Raw genomic sequence first — 17,308 nt, forward strand, 5'->3', positions numbered from 1 at the left:
CAAATCACAACCTCAGATGCCCCCAGTCTATCCTGAGCGTCTCCGCCGCTTCCGCCGCGTCCCAAGCGCCTCAGCAGCGCCGGTGAAGGGGTATTTACGGATTAGGTCCGAGACCTGCAACCCCCATTTTGAAAAAACTTCACATTTCTCGGCGAAAACTTACGCACCTTAATGAAAACAATAGCTTAAGTTAATAATGTACTCATTTTCCCCGGCCACACTCCCCCAAAACCATCCGCTTCGAGACCCAGGGGACCGCCTGTGGACGGAATCGTACACCCGACAGGACTTTCACCAGAAACTCACCAATAGAAAACGCCGCCACGGTTTCCCGTGACGGCGCAGTTCACCAATGTCCAGGTGAAGTCACTTCAGATCAAAGCGATCAGCGTTCATCACCTTGTTCCATGCAGAGACGAAATCGCAGACAAATTTGCCTCCGGCATCAGCCTGGCCAAAAACCTCCGCAATCGCTCTCAGCTGGGAATTTGAGCCAAAGACCAGATCAACACGGGTTCCTGTCCATTTGACGTTGCCTGTGGCGCGATCGCGGCCTTCATACACGCCGCCTCCGTCCGCGGCCGGTTTCCACTCGGTCCCCATGTCCAGAAGGTTGACGAAGAAGTCCGTGCTAAGTGTCCCAACCCGGTCGGTGAATACACCATGAGACGTCCCATCGGCATTTGCGCCAAGAACGCGCATACCGCCGACAAGAGCTGTCATTTCGGGTGCGGACAAAGTGAGCAGTTGCGCCTTGTCGACCAGCAACTCCTCTGCTGAAACGCTGTATTCCTTTTGCTGATAGTTGCGGAAACCATCTGCAATCGGTTCCAGCATCCCTACGGATGCGACATCCGTCTGGTCCTGGGACGCATCCGTGCGGCCCGGGTTGAACGGAACCTCAACATCATGACCCGCCGCTTTGGCGGCCTGCTCGATTGCCGCGCATCCGCCCAAAACGATCACATCGGCCAGCGACACTTTCTTGTTGCCCGATTGCGCATCGTTAAAGGCAGTCTGCACTGCCTCCAGCGCAGTCAGGACCTTGGACAGCTTCAGAGGTTCATTGACTTCCCAATCCTTCTGCGGCGAAAGCCGGATACGCGCGCCATTGGCACCACCGCGCATATCGGATCCCCGGAAAGTCGATGCCGATGCCCAGGCCGTCGAAACAAGTTCGGATACCGACAGGCCAGAGGCCAGGATGCTTGCCTTCAGCCCGGAGATATCCCCGTCATCAATCAGATCGTGATCGACGGACGGAACATTGTCCTGCCACAGCAGTTCCTCTTCCGGTGCCTCCTCACCCAGATAGCGGGAGCGCGGGCCCATGTCGCGATGGGTCAGCTTGAACCACGCGCGCGCGAAGGCATCCGCAAATTCATCCGGATTTTCATGGAACCGCTTTGAGATCGGGCCATAGATTGGGTCCATCCGCATCGCCATGTCGGCGGTGGTCATCATGGTCTTGACCTTTTTCGACGGATCGCCCGCTGCCGGGGCCATATCCTCTTCCCGGACACCGACAGGTTCCCAGATCCAAGCGCCCGCCGGGCTTTTGGTCAGGTTCCAATCATATCCGAACAGCAGGTCGAAATAGCCGTTGTCCCATTTCGTCGGGTTTGCGGTCCAGGCGCCTTCGATGCCGCTGGTGGTGGTGTCGTCACCCTTGCCGCTACCAAAGTCGTTGATCCAACCCAAGCCCATCGCCTCGATCGGGGCCGCTTCGGGCTCGGGGCCGACCAGGTCAGGATCACCCGCGCCATGCGCTTTGCCAAAGGTGTGGCCACCGGCGACCAGCGCAACGGTTTCTTCATCGTTCATCGCCATCCGGCCAAACGTGTCGCGGATATCACGGCCCGAGGCCAGAACGTTCGGCTCGCCATCCGGACCTTCCGGGTTCACGTAGATAAGGCCCATCTGAACGGCGGCCAGCGGATTTTCCAGATCACGTTCACCACTGTAACGCTCGTCTCCCAGCCACTCGGTCTCGGTCCCCCAGTAGATGTCTTCTTCGGGCTGCCAGATATCCTCGCGGCCTCCGGCGAAGCCAAAAGTCTTACCACCCATGGACTCGATGGCGCAGTTCCCCGCCAGAATCATCAGATCGGCCCACGAGATCTGGTTTCCGTATTTTTGCTTGATCGGCCACAGCAGACGACGCGCCTTGTCCAGATTGCCGTTGTCCGGCCAGCTATTGAGCGGCGCAAACCTTTGCGTACCGGTCGAACCGCCACCGCGGCCGTCTGCCGTCCGGTAGGTACCCGCGCTGTGCCAGGCCATACGGATGAACAGACCGCCATAATGTCCGTAATCCGCAGGCCACCAATCCTGCGAGTCGGTCATCAGCGCATAAAGGTCCTGCTTGAGCGCCTTCAGGTCCAGCTTTTTGAACTCTTCGGCATAATTGAACTCCCCGCCCATTGGATTGGACGCAGGCGCGTGCTGATGAAGAATGTTGAGGTTCAGCTGGTTGGGCCACCAGTCGCGGTTCGACCTGACCCCCGAGGTTGCGTGCATGACAGGGCACTTACCCATGCTGGCATTGTCGCTTCCGTCCATTTCAGTCTCCAATCATGGCTGTGGTTTTGGCAGATTTTAATTTAGAAACAGAGATATCGCCGAAGACGAAAGCACATCTTCCACCGAGCCACCAAACCCCGCCTCACGTTAATTCCTGCGAAACGCCAATGTCTGAGAATGCTCGGTTCAGAAAATGTGACTCCCTGTCTCGTCGTGAACAGATCTAACACTTTTGATCCATTCTAATAAGTTTTGTTTTTCAATCAATTTCATAGATTATTCTTATGGGGTGACCAAAGTCACTTTGATGGCCGCGAGGCCAACCTCGGTCAACGTCAAGCCTACCCAGCGAAATTGAAGTACATTAGCGGCCTTCAGGTTGGCTTGCTCGCGCGATTTACGTTCTTCGCCGACCGCTACGGGGAGGGGTTACAGAGCCTCGCAAGCAGCTCTGTTTGCCGACCCTGAAAACAGCCCGGCTCGGATGTCTGAAAATAAATAGCGCAAACGTCACCTTGCAGACTTGCCGAAGGTGTTGATTCCAGTGCTAGAATCGGGGCGCCATACTACCTATACAGGTATGTTTTTCCCTCTTTGCCCAATTGGATGACGAGATTGGACAACTGGCCGTCGGAAGCCTGTTTCGCGCGGTGTAAGCGTTTAGCTGTAATAAACGGCTAAGCGATCTTGACCTTAGCAGACGGCAGAGGACGCGCTGAGCACTTCTGCGCCGTGGGTGGCCTATATTGCTACATTGCTACGCTACCTATTTACTTCTCAGCCGATACTCTCCGCAATGTTAGTCTCAATTAACGTAGGGCCATCGAACAAGCATTCGATCCGGTATTTCAGTTCCAAATTTAGCGCGTTCTTCGCGGTGAATGAGGAAATGACACGAGCCCGTCCTGAAACGTGCGGCATGTACGCCAAGTCCCAAAGTCGAGAGAATTTTACTGTCGAAGGATGCACTGCGGCTTGTTTCGCTACGGCCTCACAGCTGTTCACAGCTACGCTTTTTGCCAGTGGTTCCGTTGCCCTAAATTGCTGTCCTGTTTCGGCATCTATGGGGCGGAACCAAACATTGAAGGCGCTTTCCAGCGAGCCGCAGGTGACATAAAAGACGGGATCGCCTGCCTTGCTTTTTGAAGACGACTTCGCAACAGACGAAGGGTCAATACTGCTGCAGTTGCGGTTCTCACGAGCGATCTTGTTCACCACGGCGATGATCTGCGGTTTGAACCTCGAAGTATCATCGTCCCAGTAGAAATCATCTTCTACATAGACGCGTCTGCCGCTTGCTGTGCGCTCGATCTCGCGCAACCCATCACTGGGAACCCAACCGCGCACATGGGTCAGCCAGTCTGGGCTGACGATCTGTACTTTCGTCCACTCTGCTTGCGCGCACAGTCGCTTCACGGTCGTCGAATTGTCGATACGATGGAAAACGTCCTCGCCGATTGCCCGAGATGCTTTTCGATTCTTGACCTTGGATGCCGACGATGCTGGCTCGACGTGGATATCATGTTCGCCCGAGACAGCGACAACATCATTAAGCACGAGACCGCCGTTGCCACATGGGTCCGGTATTTCTCCGCTTGCTGAAACGCTCACCTGCAAAGCGGCTTGTTCGCCATCCGGTTTTGTCGGTGTGGAGTTGCTAGCTGCAGCGATCTTTTCGGATTCGTCCTCTCGCCTTGCGATTTCCACTTGAAATTCTTCCGGTCTTAGCTCCTCTAGTTCCGTGAGCCACCGATCCTCATCGACCTCAGCCAGTTCGGACAAGTAACTATCGGTGTCAGTCAGGCGCAGGGTTGCCAATCGTTCTTCCCGCTGTTGATTGGACACCTGCGCGCCTTGCACACAAATGATCACAGCGAACAAAAAAAGCAGCGCTTTGCCTCGATGCTGGAAATGCGGAACGCCTTTGCCCGTGACTACGGTGAAGGCAAAGACAAAAAACAGAAGTGCGGCAACGACTAACAAAGCGCTGAAGCTCACCTCCTGTAATACGAACATCGCCAAGATAAAGAAGACGAGTTCCACCATAACAATCAGAAAACGGACGAGTGTTTTTACGGCTGTAGTTCCCATATTCTTCGATTTTTTGCTGCTCATAGCGGTCCCTTTACTAACGAAATCGGCCACCAGACATACGCCATAGCCTCCCCGGCCATAGGGTACCAGGAGGTGCATTACGGTCTGCAGCAACCGCTTCGTGCAGGGTTACGTTGCCCCGAGACTGGCCCTATCTGCCAATCCTGAGCGCAGCCTAGCCCGGATGTCTTAAAATCGAAAGCGCAAACGTCACCTCGCGGATTTCCCGAAGGCATTGATTTCAGTGTCAAAATAGGGGTGCTATCGGAGAAAAGTGGTGCCGCTGATAGGACTCGAACCTACGACCCCATCATTACGAATGACGTGCTCTACCAGCTGAGCTACAGCGGCACACCGGGGGTTCGTTTAAACGGTCGGCCGTAATCGTGCAAGGCGTAATCGGGTCGGGATCATTACTTGAGTTTCCAGCAAACCAAGCACTCGTAGTTCCGATTTCCCCATACCCGACATCCCTTCGGAAAATTGCGGTTCCCGGTTCGGTAAACTCGTCTCACCAGCGCGTGACAAAAGATGTCATCGGATTGCTCACCCCTTATTCTGTTGGCAGCCTGCCTTCGAAGGAGACGCAGATGACCCCGATTGCAAAACACAAACCTCTAGCGCTTGCCGCAGTCTTCGCACTAGCCGCAACGTTGACCCCCGCTGTCGCGCAAGCCGCTGAAACCCAGTCGCTGACAGTGGCTGGCGGATGTTTCTGGTGCGTTGAATCGGATTTCGAATCTGTTCCCGGCGTGCTCGAGGCTGTATCCGGTTATACCGGCGGCAAGTTGGACAACCCCACATACGATCAGGTCTCACGGGGCGGAACCGGCCATTACGAGGCCGTCGAAATCACGTTCGATCCGACGAAAGTATCGCGAGAAACGTTGCTGAACATGTTCTTCCGGTCGGTCGACCCGACCGATGCCGGGGGCCAGTTCTGCGACAGGGGAGAAAGTTATCGCACGGCGATATTCGTCTCTAATACAGGCGAAAAGGCGCAGGCTGAGCAGGCCAGGAAGGACGCTCAGAACGCGTTGGGGCAGGCGATCGTTACACCGATCCTGCAGCAATCGACCTTTTATCCGGCCGAAGCCTACCATCAGGACTACTACAAAGGTGACAAGCTGATCTTCACCCGCTTTGGCCCCAAACGTCAGCGCAATGCGTATAAGGCGTATCGCAAGGCCTGCGGGCGTGATGCCCGCGTCAAGGAGCTTTGGGGCACTGCCGCACCATTTGCGGCCGGTCACTGATCCAGTCGGGCCGCCTGCACCTCTTTCAGGTCCGGGATCACATCGGCTGTTCCGCGCCGCGTCACCATAAGGGCTGCGGCGCGCATGGCCTGTGAAATCGCCTGCGCCATCGGCAAACCCCGGTCCATCCCTGCCAGAACATATCCGGTAAAGGTATCGCCCGCGCCAGTGGTATCGACCGGGTCAACCTTGTGCGCTGGAAACTCCTGCACCGCCTGACCGCGCCGAATATACCGCGCACCCCCCGCTCCAAGCGTGACGATGACGTGTTCGACCGACAATTCTGAGGCCGCAAGGCCCGTACTCTGACGCAGTTGCTCGGCCTCGATCTCGTTCAGGATCAGAAAATCCAGATAGGGCTGAATGGCTTTGACCGCGTCTGCGTCAAACGGTGCGGCGGCATAGCAGACCACCAGCCCTCTCTCACGTCCCAGTTTTGCGGCATCAACCTGCGCGCTTGTTTCGTTCTGCATCACCAGCAGATCGCCCGATCGCGCCCCAGTCAAGGCTTGCGCCACCTGCTTTTGCTGAATTTCCTGATTGGCGCCCGGAAAAAGAATGATCTGGTTTTCCCCATCCGCATCAACCGAGATGATGGCATGGCCTGTCGGCACATCAACCTCGGAAATCTGGCGGGTATCCACGCCGTATTCCGTCAGCCGGTCCCGCGCCCAGCGCCCATCTGGCCCGATCGCGCCGATATGGCAGACATGCGATCCCGCCCGCGCCGCGGCAACAGACATATTCGCACCCTTGCCACCCAGAAACTTGTCCAGCGCCGAGGCGGCAAGCGTCTCACCCGGGCCGGGTAGATGCGGAACGGCATAGACCATATCCGCATTGATTGAGCCGAGGTTCCAGATCGTCATGGATCACCCGATATCGCAGGAGGCCAGAATGGCCATGTTAAGAATGTCATTCGCAGTCGAAACCGTCGAGCAAATCTGAATCGGCTTGTCGATCCCGGTCAGAATCGGGCCGATCACAGTTGCGCCACCCATCTCCTGCATCAGTTTGGTCGAAATACTGGCAGAATGGCGGGCCGGGACGATCAGGATGTTGGCCGGGCCGGTCAGACGTGAGAACGGATAGGCCTCCTGTTGATGCGCGTTCAGCGCGACATCCACGGTCATTTCGCCTTCGTATTCGAAATCGACGCGGCGCGCCTCAAGCACCTGCGGCGCTTTATAGAGCTTTTCTGTCCGTTCCGAAACCGGATAGCCAAAGGTCGAAAAGCTGACGAACGCCACACGCGGGTCCAGCCCCATATGGCGGGCAACAGCGGCGGCGCGTTCGGCAATCGTCGCCAGATCATTCTCATCCGGCCATTCATGCACCAGAGTGTCGCCGATCAGTACAATCCGCCCCTTGTGCAACAGTGCCGTAATTCCTGCCGCGCCATCCGCAGCACCTGCGTCAAACACATGGTTGATCTGGTCCAGAACATGCGCCGACTTGCGCGTCGCGCCTGTTACAAGACCATCCCCGTGCCCATGTGCCAGCATCAGGGCCGAAAACACATGCCGGTCCCGTGCGGCAAGACGATGAACGTCCTTGCCGTCAAAACCCCTGCGTTGCAGGCGTTTGTACAGGAAATCCTTGTAGGTCTGCAGATGCTGGGTGTTGGCCGCATTGACGACCTCAATCTCGCGCACGGCATCCGCCAGGCCGGCAGCTTCCAGTTTTTCCCTCACATCGTCGAGCCGACCCACAACCAGCGCTTTGCCGAACCCCGAGCGCTGATACATCACCGCAGCGCGCAGCACGCGGGGATCGTCACCTTCGGCAAAGATCATCCGGCTTTGCGCAGCACGCGCCCGGGCGTTCAGGCCGCGCAGGATACTGGCCGTCGGATCCATCCGCGATTTCAGGCTCAGCTCATAAGCCTCCATGTCAATGATCGGACGCCGCGCTGCCCCGGTGTCCATCCCAGCCTTTGCCACGGCTGGCGGAATGCGGTGAATCAGACGCGGGTCGAACGGTGTCGGGATGATGTAGTCGCGACCGAATGTCAGAGACTTGCCGTAGGCCATCGCCACCTCGTCCGGTACATCCTCGCGTGCCAGACGCGCCAGCGCGTGCGCGCAGGCAATCTTCATCTCGTCATTGATGGCGCGGGCGTGAATGTCCAGCGCCCCCCGGAACAGATAGGGGAAACCAAGCACGTTATTGACCTGATTGGGATAATCGCTGCGCCCGGTGGCAACGATGGCGTCGACACGCACCTCGTGCGCCTCTTCCGGCGTAATCTCGGGATCCGGGTTGGCCATGGCAAAAATCACCGGATTGTCGGCCATGCTGGCAACCATCTCCTGCGTCACGGCACCCTTGACCGAAACGCCAAGGAACACATCGGCACCCTTCATCGCATCCTCAAGCGAACGCAGGTCCGTCGTGATCGCATGGGCCGATTTCCACTGGTTCATGCCCTCGGTCCGGCCCTGATAGATCACACCTTTGGTGTCACAGACGATGCAATTCTCGTGCCGCGCGCCCATCGCCTTGAGAAGCTCGATACAGGCGATCCCCGCAGCACCTGCCCCATTCAGCACGATCTTCACATCCTCGATCTTTTTGCCCGAGATCTGAAGCGCGTTGATCAGCCCTGCCGCACAGATCACCGCTGTACCGTGCTGGTCATCGTGAAAGACGGGGATATCCATCTCTTCCTTCAGGCGCTGTTCGATGATGAAACATTCGGGCGCCTTGATGTCTTCAAGGTTGATGCCGCCGAATGTCGGCCCCATCAGCCGCACTGCGCGGCAAAACTCATCCGGGTCTTCAGTATCCAGTTCGATATCGATCGAGTTCACATCCGCGAACCGCTTGAACAGGACAGATTTCCCCTCCATCACGGGTTTCGAGCCCAGCGCGCCCAGATTGCCTAATCCCAGAACAGCTGTCCCGTTGGAAATCACGGCAACAAGGTTCCCCTTGTTGGTATAGTCATACGCCGTTTCGGGGGCTTCGGCGATTGCTTCACATGGAACAGCCACGCCGGGGCTGTAAGCCAGCGACAAATCCCGCTGTGTGGTCATGGGAACGGTGGCCTGCACCTCCCACTTGCCGGGGGTCGGTTCGATGTGAAAGGCCAGCGCCTCTTCTTTGGTGATTTTCGCTTTGGGCATGTGATGGGTCGTTTCTCTGCATCTTCGGGGCTTCCGCCTCATAGCGCAGGCAATCGCCCGCCTCAACGGGAATACGTTTTCATCTTTCACAGCAGAAGGGGGATTTGTAAGGTCGCGTCCGGAATACGCCAGAAGGGAGCCGCCTTGTCCACAGTCACGCCGATGATGGCGCAGTATCTCGAAATCAAAGAGGCCCACGCCGATGCCCTGCTGTTTTATCGCATGGGCGATTTCTATGAGATGTTTTTTCAGGATGCCGTCAACGCGGCCGAGGCGCTGGATATCGCCCTGACCAAACGTGGCAAACACAATGGCGACGACATTCCAATGTGCGGCGTGCCCGTCCATGCCGCCGAAGGTTACCTGCTGACGCTGATCCGCAAAGGGTTCCGCGTCGCTGTGTGCGAACAGATGGAAAGCCCGGCCGAGGCGAAGAAAAGAGGCTCTAAATCGGTGGTAAAGCGCGATGTCGTGCGTCTGGTGACACCCGGCACCCTGACCGAAGACGCCTTGCTTGAGGCCCGCCGCCACAACTTTCTGGCCGCTTACGCCGAGGTCCGGGATGAGGCCGCGCTGGCCTGGGCCGATATCTCAACCGGCGCGTTTCACGTGATGCCGCTGACCTCGGTGCGGCTCAGCCCTGAGCTGGCACGACTAGCCCCGTCCGAGCTGATCGTGGCCGATGGGTCCGAACAGGCGCTGCAGGAACCCGTCCGCGATCTGGGGATTTCACTGACGCCGATCGGACGCGCCAGTTTCGACAGCACCGCGGCGGAAAAACGCATCTGCGGCCTGTTTCACGTGGGCGCGCTGGATGCGTTCGGCACATTCGGACGCGCCGAGATTTCAGCGATGGGCGCGCTGATCGATTATCTGGAGATCACGCAAAAGGGCAAACCGCCCCTGCTGCAAACACCACTGAAAGAATCCGAAGACCGCATCGTACAGATCGACGCCGCCACACGGCGCAATCTGGAACTGACCCGGTCCTTGTCAGGGGGTCGCGCCGGATCGCTGTTGTCCGTGGTCGACCGCACCGTCACACCGGGCGGTGCGCGGTTGCTGGAACAACGTCTCTCAAGCCCATCGCGCAATCTGGATGTCATCCACGCCCGTCTGGACGCGGTATCCTTTGCGGCCGAAGACAGCCTGACCGCCTCGGACCTGCGCGAGACGCTGCGCAAAACCCCCGATCTGGATCGCGCCCTGTCCCGCCTGTCGCTGGAACGGGGCGGCCCCCGCGATCTGGCCGCCATCCGCAATGGGCTGGCCCAGGCCGCGACCATTGCTGAACTGTGCGAAAGCCGCGACTTGCCGGTCCAGTTGGCGACTGCTGTACAAAACCTGACCGGATTCGACGAACTGCTGGCCCTGCTGGACGAAGCCCTTGTTGCCGAACCCCCACTGCTGGCCCGTGATGGTGGCTTCATCGCACCCAGTTACGACGAAGAGCTGGACGAGGCCCGCACCCTGCGCGACGAAGGCCGCTCGGTCATCGCTGGTTTTCAACAGAAATACGCGGAACACACCGGCATCACGTCGCTGAAGATCAAGCACAACAACGTGCTGGGTTATTTCATCGAAACCACCGCCACCCATGCCGAAAAAATGCTGAACCCACCCTTCAGCGAAACCTACATTCACCGCCAGACCACGGCCAATCAGGTCCGGTTCACCACCGTTGAACTGTCCGAGATCGAAACCCGCATCCTGAATGCAGGCAATCTGGCATTGGAGATCGAAAAGCGGCTCTATCAAAGGCTTTCTGGCGAAATTCTGACCAAGGCCGCGCACTTGAATCAAGTCGCTCGTGGGTTGGCCGAACTGGATCTGACTACAGCGCTGGCCGATATCGCACGCGGAGAAAACTGGTGCCGTCCACAGGTCGACACGTCTCGCGCCTTCGACGTACAGGGCGGCAGACATCCGGTCGTCGAACACGCGCTGCGCCAACAAGGGGGCGACGCATTTATTGCCAATGACTGCGGCCTCAGCGCCGAAACAGGCGCGGCGATCTGGCTGCTGACCGGCCCCAACATGGCTGGTAAATCAACCTTTCTGCGCCAGAATGCACTAATTGCCCTACTGGCCCAGATGGGTAGCTATGTTCCGGCAGAACGGGCGCATGTCGGCATTGTCAGCCAGTTGTTCAGTCGTGTCGGAGCCTCGGACGACCTTGCGCGCGGGCGCTCGACCTTCATGGTCGAAATGGTCGAAACCGCCGCCATTCTCAATCAGGCGGATGACCGCGCTCTGGTCATCCTTGATGAAATCGGGCGCGGCACGGCCACTTATGATGGCCTCTCCATCGCCTGGGCGACGCTTGAACATCTGCACGCCTCGAATAAATGCCGCGCCCTGTTTGCCACACACTATCACGAACTCACCGCTCTGGCCGGGAAACTGAAAGGCGTCGACAACGCCACCGTCGCGGTCAAAGAGTGGGAAGGTGAGGTGATTTTCCTGCATGAAGTCCACAAAGGCGCTGCCGACCGATCCTACGGTGTGCAGGTCGCGCAACTTGCCGGCCTGCCGACATCCGTCGTCGAACGCGCCCGCGTTGTATTGGACCAGTTGGAGAAAACCGAACGAGAAGGCGGCAAGCAAAAGGCCCTAATCGACGATCTGCCCCTGTTCACGGCCGCGCCCCCGCCGCCACCTGCGCCCAAAGCTTCACCCGTAACAGACATGCTCAATGACATTCTGCCGGATGAACTCACCCCGCGCGAGGCGCTGGACCTGATCTACAAACTGAAAGAGGCGGCCAACACCTGACCGCCCCTTCATCTTTTCAAAAATACTCTCGCCGAAGGCTTGGCCTCTACGAGGCCAATCAGCTCGCAGGCGTCGAAGACACCCCAACCTGTGCTGGACGCAGCAACCGGTCGTGCAGCATGAACCCCTCGGCCGAGACCTGAATGATGTCCCCTGCCCGGGTTCCCGGCACCGGCGCTTCGAACATCGCTTCATGTACTTTTGGGTCGAACCGGTCGCCAACCTCGGGCGTGATCACCTCAATCCCGTGTTTCTGGAACACGTCCTTCAGGGCACGCATGGTCAGCTCGACACCTTCGATCAGACCGGCAGCCACTTCTTTCTGCTCATCGGTCGCCGCCTCAAGCGCGCGCTTCATGTTGTCGTAAACCGGCAGCATGTCGCGCGCCAGTTTTGAACCACCATACTGTTCCGCATCTCGGCGCGCCTTGTCGCCACGTTTGCGCGCGTTTTCCGCATCCGCCAGCGCGCGCATGAACTTGTCCTTGAACTCGTCACGTTCCGCGCGCAGCGCATCAATTTCCAGCGCCTCTTCACTGATCTCCGCAAATTCCTCGGCCAGTTCTTCCGCTTCAGCGGTTGCGATATCGTCCAGAAAATCTTCGTTCTTGGGCTCTGCCATCTCTTACCCTCTAGCTCCGGTCGGATATCAGCTTGCCGACCAGTTGCGCCGTATAATCCACGATCGGCACGATCCGTCCATAATTCAGTCGCGTGGGCCCGATGACCCCGACCGCACCGATTATCTTTCGATCAGCGTTCATATATGGAGACACCACCAAAGAGGAACCCGAAAGTGAGAAAAGTTTGTTCTCAGAGCCGATAAAAATGCGCACACCTTCGCCTTCTTCGGTCAATTCCAGAAATTCCGCGATATCCCGCTTGCGTTCCAGATCGTCAAACAGTGTTCGGATCCGGTCCAGTTCCCCTGCTTCGCCCGGTTCACCTAACAGATTCGCCCGCCCCCGGACGATCAATCTGGCCGAGTCGGTCCCGTCGCCCTCCCACACGGCCATGCCACTGTCGACCATCTCACGCGCCAAAACGTCAATTTCCTGCTTGCGCGATGCGATCTGGCTTTGCATCTGGCGACGCACTTCGCTCAGCGTCCGCCCCTCGATCAGAGCGTTCAGAAAATTCGCCGCCTCGCGCATCGAACTTGGCGTCTGCCCCGGAGGGGGTGTGAACAGGCGGTTTTCAACCTGCCCATCCGAAAAGACCAGAACCACAAGCGCGCGATCATGGGCCAGTGAGACGAACTCGATATGTTTGATTTCGGACTCATGCTTGGGGGTCAAAACCAGCGACGCCCCATGCGTCACGTGTGACAATGCCGACCCGACCCGGTCCAGCATTCCGCCCACATCCCCTGCGTTAGAGCCTAATGTTTCGTCCAGCTTCTGCCGGTCATCAGCCCCCAGATCACCCACTTCCAGCAAGCCATCCACGAACATCCGCAATCCCTGCTGCGTCGGAATCCGGCCGGCACTGACATGAGGGCTGTCGAGCAGACCCAGAAACTCCAGATCTTGCATCACGTTGCGCACGGTCGCGGCACTGACCTTTTCCGACAGAGTGCGTGTAAGGGTTCGGCTGCCGACGGGTTCGCCGCTGTCCAGATAACTCTCGACGATCAGCCGGAACACCTCGCGCGACCGGTCATTCATCTCGTCCAGAATTTTACTTGCTTCGCTCATCGGCGTTCCCTTGCTGGACCGTCATTAAATCGCAGGCAATTGAAAGGTCAATCGGGGTTGCATCGTAACGCCGCGGGGCGTTATCCCCAACCCAGCAAACAAAGGATTTTCCATGCGACCCTCAGGACGAGATTTAAGCGAAATGCGCGCCGTTTCAATCGAAACGGGGTTCACCAAACATGCCGAAGGTTCCTGCCTGATCAAGATGGGCGACACCCATGTTCTGTGCACCGCCACGATCGAAGATCGCGTGCCCCCCTTTATCAAGGGTTCAGGTCTGGGTTGGGTCACCGCGGAATACGGCATGCTGCCCCGCGCCACCAACACCCGGATGCGGCGTGAAGCAGCAAGCGGCAAGCAAGGTGGACGAACCGTCGAAATTCAGCGCCTGATCGGCCGTGCCCTGCGCGCGGGCGTAGACCGGGTTGCACTGGGCGAACGTCAGATCACCGTAGACTGTGATGTGATTCAGGCCGACGGCGGCACCCGCTGCGCGTCGATCACCGGCGGTTGGGTTGCGCTGCGTCTGGCGGTGAACAAGCTGATGAAAGCCGGCGATGTGATTTCCGATCCATTGGTCGATCCCGTGGCCGCCGTGTCCTGCGGTATCTACGCGGGTCAACCGGTGCTGGATCTCGACTACCCCGAAGACAGCGAGGCGGGCGTCGACGGTAATTTCATCATGACCGGATCGGGCAAACTGATCGAGGTACAGATGAGCGCCGAAGGCTCGGTCTTTAGCCGCGCACAGATGGATCAGCTGATGGATCTGGCGGAAATAGGCGTGGGCGAACTGGCCGCAGCCCAAAAGGCCGCCACCGCATGACACGCAAGTTCGACGGTGACAGGCTGCTGGTAGCCACCCACAACAAGGGCAAATTGGAGGAGATGGCCCATCTCCTCGAACCCTTTGGCGTGACTGTTGTCGGCGCGGGAGAGATGGACCTGCCTGAACCGGAAGAAACCGAAGATACTTTCGTCGGCAACGCCCGGATCAAGGCCCACGCCGCCGCCCAGGCCACCGGCCTGCCTGCACTGTCGGACGATTCCGGCATCACCATCGATGCGTTGAACGGAGCGCCGGGGGTCTATACCGCCGATTGGGCCGAAACCGGCAATGGCCGCGATTTCCTGATGGCGATGACCCGTGCGCATGACGAGTTGGAGGCAAAAAACGCCGCCCATCCGCGTACCGCACAATTCCGTTGTACGCTGGTTCTGGCCTGGCCCGATGGTCATGACGAAGTGTTCGAAGGCATCGCCCCCGGTCATCTGGTCTGGCCGATCCGCGGCAAGGATGGTTTCGGCTATGATCCGATGTTTGTCCCGGACGGCCATGACATTACCTTTGCCGAGATGGATCGTTGGGAAAAGAACAAGATCAGCCATCGCGGTCGCGCAGTGGAGATGTTCGTGAAAGGCTGTTTTGGCGGATGATTGGCGCAACGGGGGCTTTGGCCTGTATGTGCATTGGCCTTTTTGCGAGGCCAAATGCCCCTATTGCGACTTTAACAGCCATGTATCAAAAAATATTGATCAAAAACAATGGCTTGATGCATATCTAAGCGAATTAAAGCGGTCTGCGGCCGAAACGCCTGACCGCGTCCTGAACACGATCTTCTTTGGTGGTGGCACGCCTTCCCTGATGGCGCCCGAAACCGTCGCCGCGGTAATTGATGAAGCCCGTGCCCTCTGGCGACCCGCCAATGACATGGAGATCACGCTTGAGGCCAATCCCGGCTCGGTCGAAGCGGGCCGGTTTGCCGCTTATCGAGACGCTGGTGTGAACCGTATCTCAATGGGTGTGCAGGCCCTGAACGACGAAGACTTGCGACGCCTTGGGCGCATTCACACCGTCGCCGAGGCCCGATCAGCCTTCGATATCGCCAGAAACTGCTTTGATCGCGTCAGTTTCGATCTGATTTATGCGCGGCAACACCAAACACTCGAAACCTGGCGCGCGGAACTGACCGAGGCGTTGTCCATGGCGGTTGACCATCTGTCACTTTACCAGCTGACCATTGAAGAAGGCACGGCCTTTGGTGATCGCTATGCCATCGGCAAACTGCGTGGCCTGCCCGAAGATGACAGCGCCGCCGACATGTATCTAGCCACGCAAGAGATTTGCGAGGCGCATGGCCTGCCCGCTTATGAGGTTTCGAACCATGCCCGCCCGGGGGCCGAGTCGCAACACAACCTGATCTATTGGCGATACGGGGATTATGTCGGTATCGGTCCCGGTGCGCATGGGCGGATAACGGTTGGCGGTCGGAAGCTGGCCACGGAAACCTATTTGTCCCCGAATGCCTGGCTCAACGCGGCAAACAGCGGCGGCGGGGAAAAGCAACGAGACGTGCTTTCGCGGCAAGATCAGGCAAATGAATACCTCATGATGTGTTTGCGGATCATTGAGGGGCTAAATATTGACAGATTCAATGCATTGTCAGACTATCCGCTACCGCAGGACAAGCTGAACGATCTGATCGAGTTTGGCATGGTAGACCAAACAGACGGACAACTGATCGCCACCAAAGATGGGCGTGCCGTGCTGAATGCCGTGATTCGAGAATTATTGGGGTAGAGGATGCAGTACATTTGGGCCGCCTTAGGTCTGATCAGTGTTGGGCTTGCCGTGATTGGGATTGCCCTACCCCTATTACCGACAGTGCCCTTTCTGCTTTTGGCGGCGTTCTTCTTTGCCCGCTCCTCATCACGATTGCACAATTGGCTGATTTCTCACCGAACCTTTGGTCCCATGATTTTGGATTGGCAAAGCTCCGGAGCCATTCGACCGGCCGCAAAAAAGGCGGCCACCGTCTCGGTCGCCGCCGTGTTTGGCCTGTCTTTTTTGCTAGCCTTGCCGTCACACGTTCTGATCATTCAGGCCGTGGTTCTGTCCGCAGTGATGATCTTTATCTGGACACGCCCTAACGGCTGAGCTTTGCGCACAGATCGTCCAGCTGATCCAGGTTTTCATAAGTCAGAACCACCTGCCCAGTTTCCGTTCCGGCCTTGTGGTTGATCGAAACCTTCATCGCCAGAATGGCCGACAAATCCTTTTCCAAGGCACGCGTGTCTGCATCCTTATCCGTGCCTGCACTTTTCGCGCGCGTCGGAGATTTCTCAGTATCGCCCTGAAGCTGCTTTTTGACCAAAGCCTCGGTCGCCCGCACCGACAACCCGTCCCGAACCACGATTTTGGCCAGTTCCGACGGGTTTTCAGCAGTAATCAATGCCCGTGCATGCCCTGCCGACAGCTTTCCTTCGATCACCAACGCCTGAACATCCATTGGCAAGGACAGCAAACGCAGCAGGTTGGCAATGTGGCTGCGGCTTTTCCCAAGGGCCTCGGCCAGCTTTTCCTGCGTGTGGCCAAACCGATCCATCAGTTGTTTGTACCCGGCGGCCTCTTCAACCGCATTCAGGTCTGCGCGCTGAATGTTCTCGATAATCGCAACTTCAAGGACCTCGGTGTCATCAAACTCGCGCACGATAACCGGGATTTCGTGCAACTGCGCCATTTGCGCCGCCCGCCAGCGGCGCTCACCCGCAACGATTTCATATTCTCCACCGTTCAGCGGACGAACAATCAGGGGCTGGATGATCCCCTTTTCCTTGACCGACGCTGCCAGCTCGTCCAACTGCCCCTGCGAAAACGTCCGGCGTGGCTGATTTGGGTTGGCGCGCAGCTTTTCGATTGGCACTTCCATGTCCGGGCGGCGCGGCAAGGTCGCAACGGCACCTTCGACATCATGGGTGACATCCGCCATCAAGGCGGACAATCCGCGCCCCAGCCCTCTGGATTTTCCCTTTTTGACGTTCACTGTGCCCTCCT

Annotated in this window: 13 protein-coding genes and 1 tRNA gene; 6 read left to right on the forward strand and 8 right to left on the reverse strand. The window is 57.9% G+C overall.

The features are described from left to right. Positions 1-366: 366 nt before the first annotated feature. The 3 genes from katG to ACR0NA_RS16910 form a co-directional block, all read right to left on the reverse strand. Positions 367-2,562: a catalase/peroxidase HPI gene (gene katG / locus ACR0NA_RS16900; RefSeq protein ID WP_480730890.1), complete on the reverse strand. Its 2,196-nt coding sequence runs from the start codon at positions 2,560-2,562 to the stop codon at positions 367-369. A gap of 738 nt (positions 2,563-3,300) precedes the next feature. Next, positions 3,301-4,638: a hypothetical protein gene (locus ACR0NA_RS16905; RefSeq protein WP_480730892.1), complete on the reverse strand. Its 1,338-nt coding sequence runs from the start codon at positions 4,636-4,638 to the stop codon at positions 3,301-3,303. 254 nt (positions 4,639-4,892) lie between these two features. After that, positions 4,893-4,968, reverse strand: a tRNA-Thr gene (locus tag ACR0NA_RS16910). Positions 4,969-5,207: 239 nt separating this feature from the next. Between ACR0NA_RS16910 and msrA the strand changes: the two genes are divergently transcribed. Then, positions 5,208-5,873: a peptide-methionine (S)-S-oxide reductase MsrA gene (gene msrA / locus ACR0NA_RS16915; protein ID WP_480730894.1), complete on the forward strand. Its 666-nt coding sequence runs from the start codon at positions 5,208-5,210 to the stop codon at positions 5,871-5,873. Here the strand turns inward: msrA and ACR0NA_RS16920 are convergent. Both ACR0NA_RS16920 and ACR0NA_RS16925 read right to left on the reverse strand, forming a co-directional pair. Beyond that, positions 5,867-6,742 carry a ribokinase gene (locus ACR0NA_RS16920; protein ID WP_480730896.1) on the reverse strand — a complete coding sequence of 292 codons (876 nt, stop codon included), beginning with the start codon at positions 6,740-6,742 and terminating at the stop codon, positions 5,867-5,869. The genes msrA and ACR0NA_RS16920 overlap by 7 nt on opposite strands. Before the next feature lie 3 nt (positions 6,743-6,745). Then, positions 6,746-9,001: an NADP-dependent malic enzyme gene (locus tag ACR0NA_RS16925; protein ID WP_480730898.1), complete on the reverse strand. Its 2,256-nt coding sequence runs from the start codon at positions 8,999-9,001 to the stop codon at positions 6,746-6,748. 162 nt (positions 9,002-9,163) lie between these two features. On the opposite strand from ACR0NA_RS16925, the gene mutS reads away from it, so the two are divergent. Next, positions 9,164-11,776, forward strand: a complete 2,613-nt coding sequence (mutS, locus tag ACR0NA_RS16930) for a DNA mismatch repair protein MutS (RefSeq protein WP_480731203.1) — start codon at positions 9,164-9,166, stop codon at positions 11,774-11,776. A gap of 58 nt (positions 11,777-11,834) precedes the next feature. Here mutS and ACR0NA_RS16935 read toward each other — a convergent pair whose 3' ends face one another. Together ACR0NA_RS16935 and hrcA are read right to left on the reverse strand one after the other, a co-directional pair. Continuing rightward, positions 11,835-12,398, reverse strand: coding sequence for a nucleotide exchange factor GrpE (locus ACR0NA_RS16935; RefSeq protein WP_170655396.1), 564 nt, complete (start codon positions 12,396-12,398; stop codon positions 11,835-11,837). 10 nt (positions 12,399-12,408) lie between these two features. Continuing rightward, the gene (gene hrcA, locus ACR0NA_RS16940; RefSeq protein WP_480730900.1) at positions 12,409-13,473 is read right to left on the reverse strand and encodes a heat-inducible transcriptional repressor HrcA; all 1,065 of its coding nucleotides are present in this window, start codon (positions 13,471-13,473) and stop codon (positions 12,409-12,411) included. Positions 13,474-13,585: 112 nt separating this feature from the next. Between hrcA and rph the strand changes: the two genes are divergently transcribed. The 4 genes from rph to ACR0NA_RS16960 are packed head-to-tail and all read left to right on the forward strand — an operon-like array spanning position 13,586 to position 16,411. Next, positions 13,586-14,299, forward strand: coding sequence for a ribonuclease PH (gene rph, locus ACR0NA_RS16945; RefSeq protein ID WP_480730902.1), 714 nt, complete (start codon positions 13,586-13,588; stop codon positions 14,297-14,299). After that, entirely contained in the window at positions 14,296-14,910 is a 615-nt protein-coding gene (gene rdgB / locus ACR0NA_RS16950; protein WP_480730904.1) for an RdgB/HAM1 family non-canonical purine NTP pyrophosphatase, read from the forward strand. Before rph ends, rdgB begins: the two co-directional genes overlap by 4 nt. Next, positions 14,900-16,054 (forward strand): radical SAM family heme chaperone HemW, encoded by a 1,155-nt coding sequence (gene hemW / locus ACR0NA_RS16955; RefSeq protein WP_480730906.1) that lies wholly within the window; start codon positions 14,900-14,902, stop codon positions 16,052-16,054. Before rdgB ends, hemW begins: the two co-directional genes overlap by 11 nt. A 3-nt stretch (positions 16,055-16,057) precedes the next feature. Beyond that, a complete protein-coding gene (locus ACR0NA_RS16960) occupies positions 16,058-16,411 on the forward strand; it encodes a YbaN family protein (RefSeq protein WP_480730908.1) in 354 nt (117 codons plus the stop codon). On the opposite strand, the gene ACR0NA_RS16965 is transcribed toward ACR0NA_RS16960, so the two are convergent. Then, on the reverse strand, positions 16,401-17,297 hold the full coding sequence (locus ACR0NA_RS16965; RefSeq protein ID WP_480730910.1) for a ParB/RepB/Spo0J family partition protein: 897 nt from the start codon (positions 17,295-17,297) through the stop codon (positions 16,401-16,403). The genes ACR0NA_RS16960 and ACR0NA_RS16965 overlap by 11 nt on opposite strands. Positions 17,298-17,308: the final 11 nt, after the last annotated feature.

This window comes from Ruegeria sp. C11 (genome assembly GCF_056537725.1).

Bases quoted from the DNA above. Each gene is read 5' to 3' on its own strand.
- katG (WP_480730890.1), bottom strand. From the start codon at position 2,562: ATGGACGGAAGCGACAATGCCAGCATGGGTAAGTGCCCTGTCATGCAC.
- ACR0NA_RS16905 (WP_480730892.1), bottom strand. From the start codon at position 4,638: ATGAGCAGCAAAAAATCGAAGAATATGGGAACTACAGCCGTAAAAACA.
- msrA (WP_480730894.1), top strand. From the start codon at position 5,208: ATGACCCCGATTGCAAAACACAAACCTCTAGCGCTTGCCGCAGTCTTC.
- ACR0NA_RS16920 (WP_480730896.1), bottom strand. From the start codon at position 6,742: ATGACGATCTGGAACCTCGGCTCAATCAATGCGGATATGGTCTATGCC.
- ACR0NA_RS16925 (WP_480730898.1), bottom strand. From the start codon at position 9,001: ATGCCCAAAGCGAAAATCACCAAAGAAGAGGCGCTGGCCTTTCACATC.
- mutS (WP_480731203.1), top strand. From the start codon at position 9,164: ATGATGGCGCAGTATCTCGAAATCAAAGAGGCCCACGCCGATGCCCTG.
- ACR0NA_RS16935 (WP_170655396.1), bottom strand. From the start codon at position 12,398: ATGGCAGAGCCCAAGAACGAAGATTTTCTGGACGATATCGCAACCGCT.
- hrcA (WP_480730900.1), bottom strand. From the start codon at position 13,473: ATGAGCGAAGCAAGTAAAATTCTGGACGAGATGAATGACCGGTCGCGC.
- rph (WP_480730902.1), top strand. From the start codon at position 13,586: ATGCGACCCTCAGGACGAGATTTAAGCGAAATGCGCGCCGTTTCAATC.
- rdgB (WP_480730904.1), top strand. From the start codon at position 14,296: ATGACACGCAAGTTCGACGGTGACAGGCTGCTGGTAGCCACCCACAAC.
- ACR0NA_RS16960 (WP_480730908.1), top strand. From the start codon at position 16,058: ATGCAGTACATTTGGGCCGCCTTAGGTCTGATCAGTGTTGGGCTTGCC.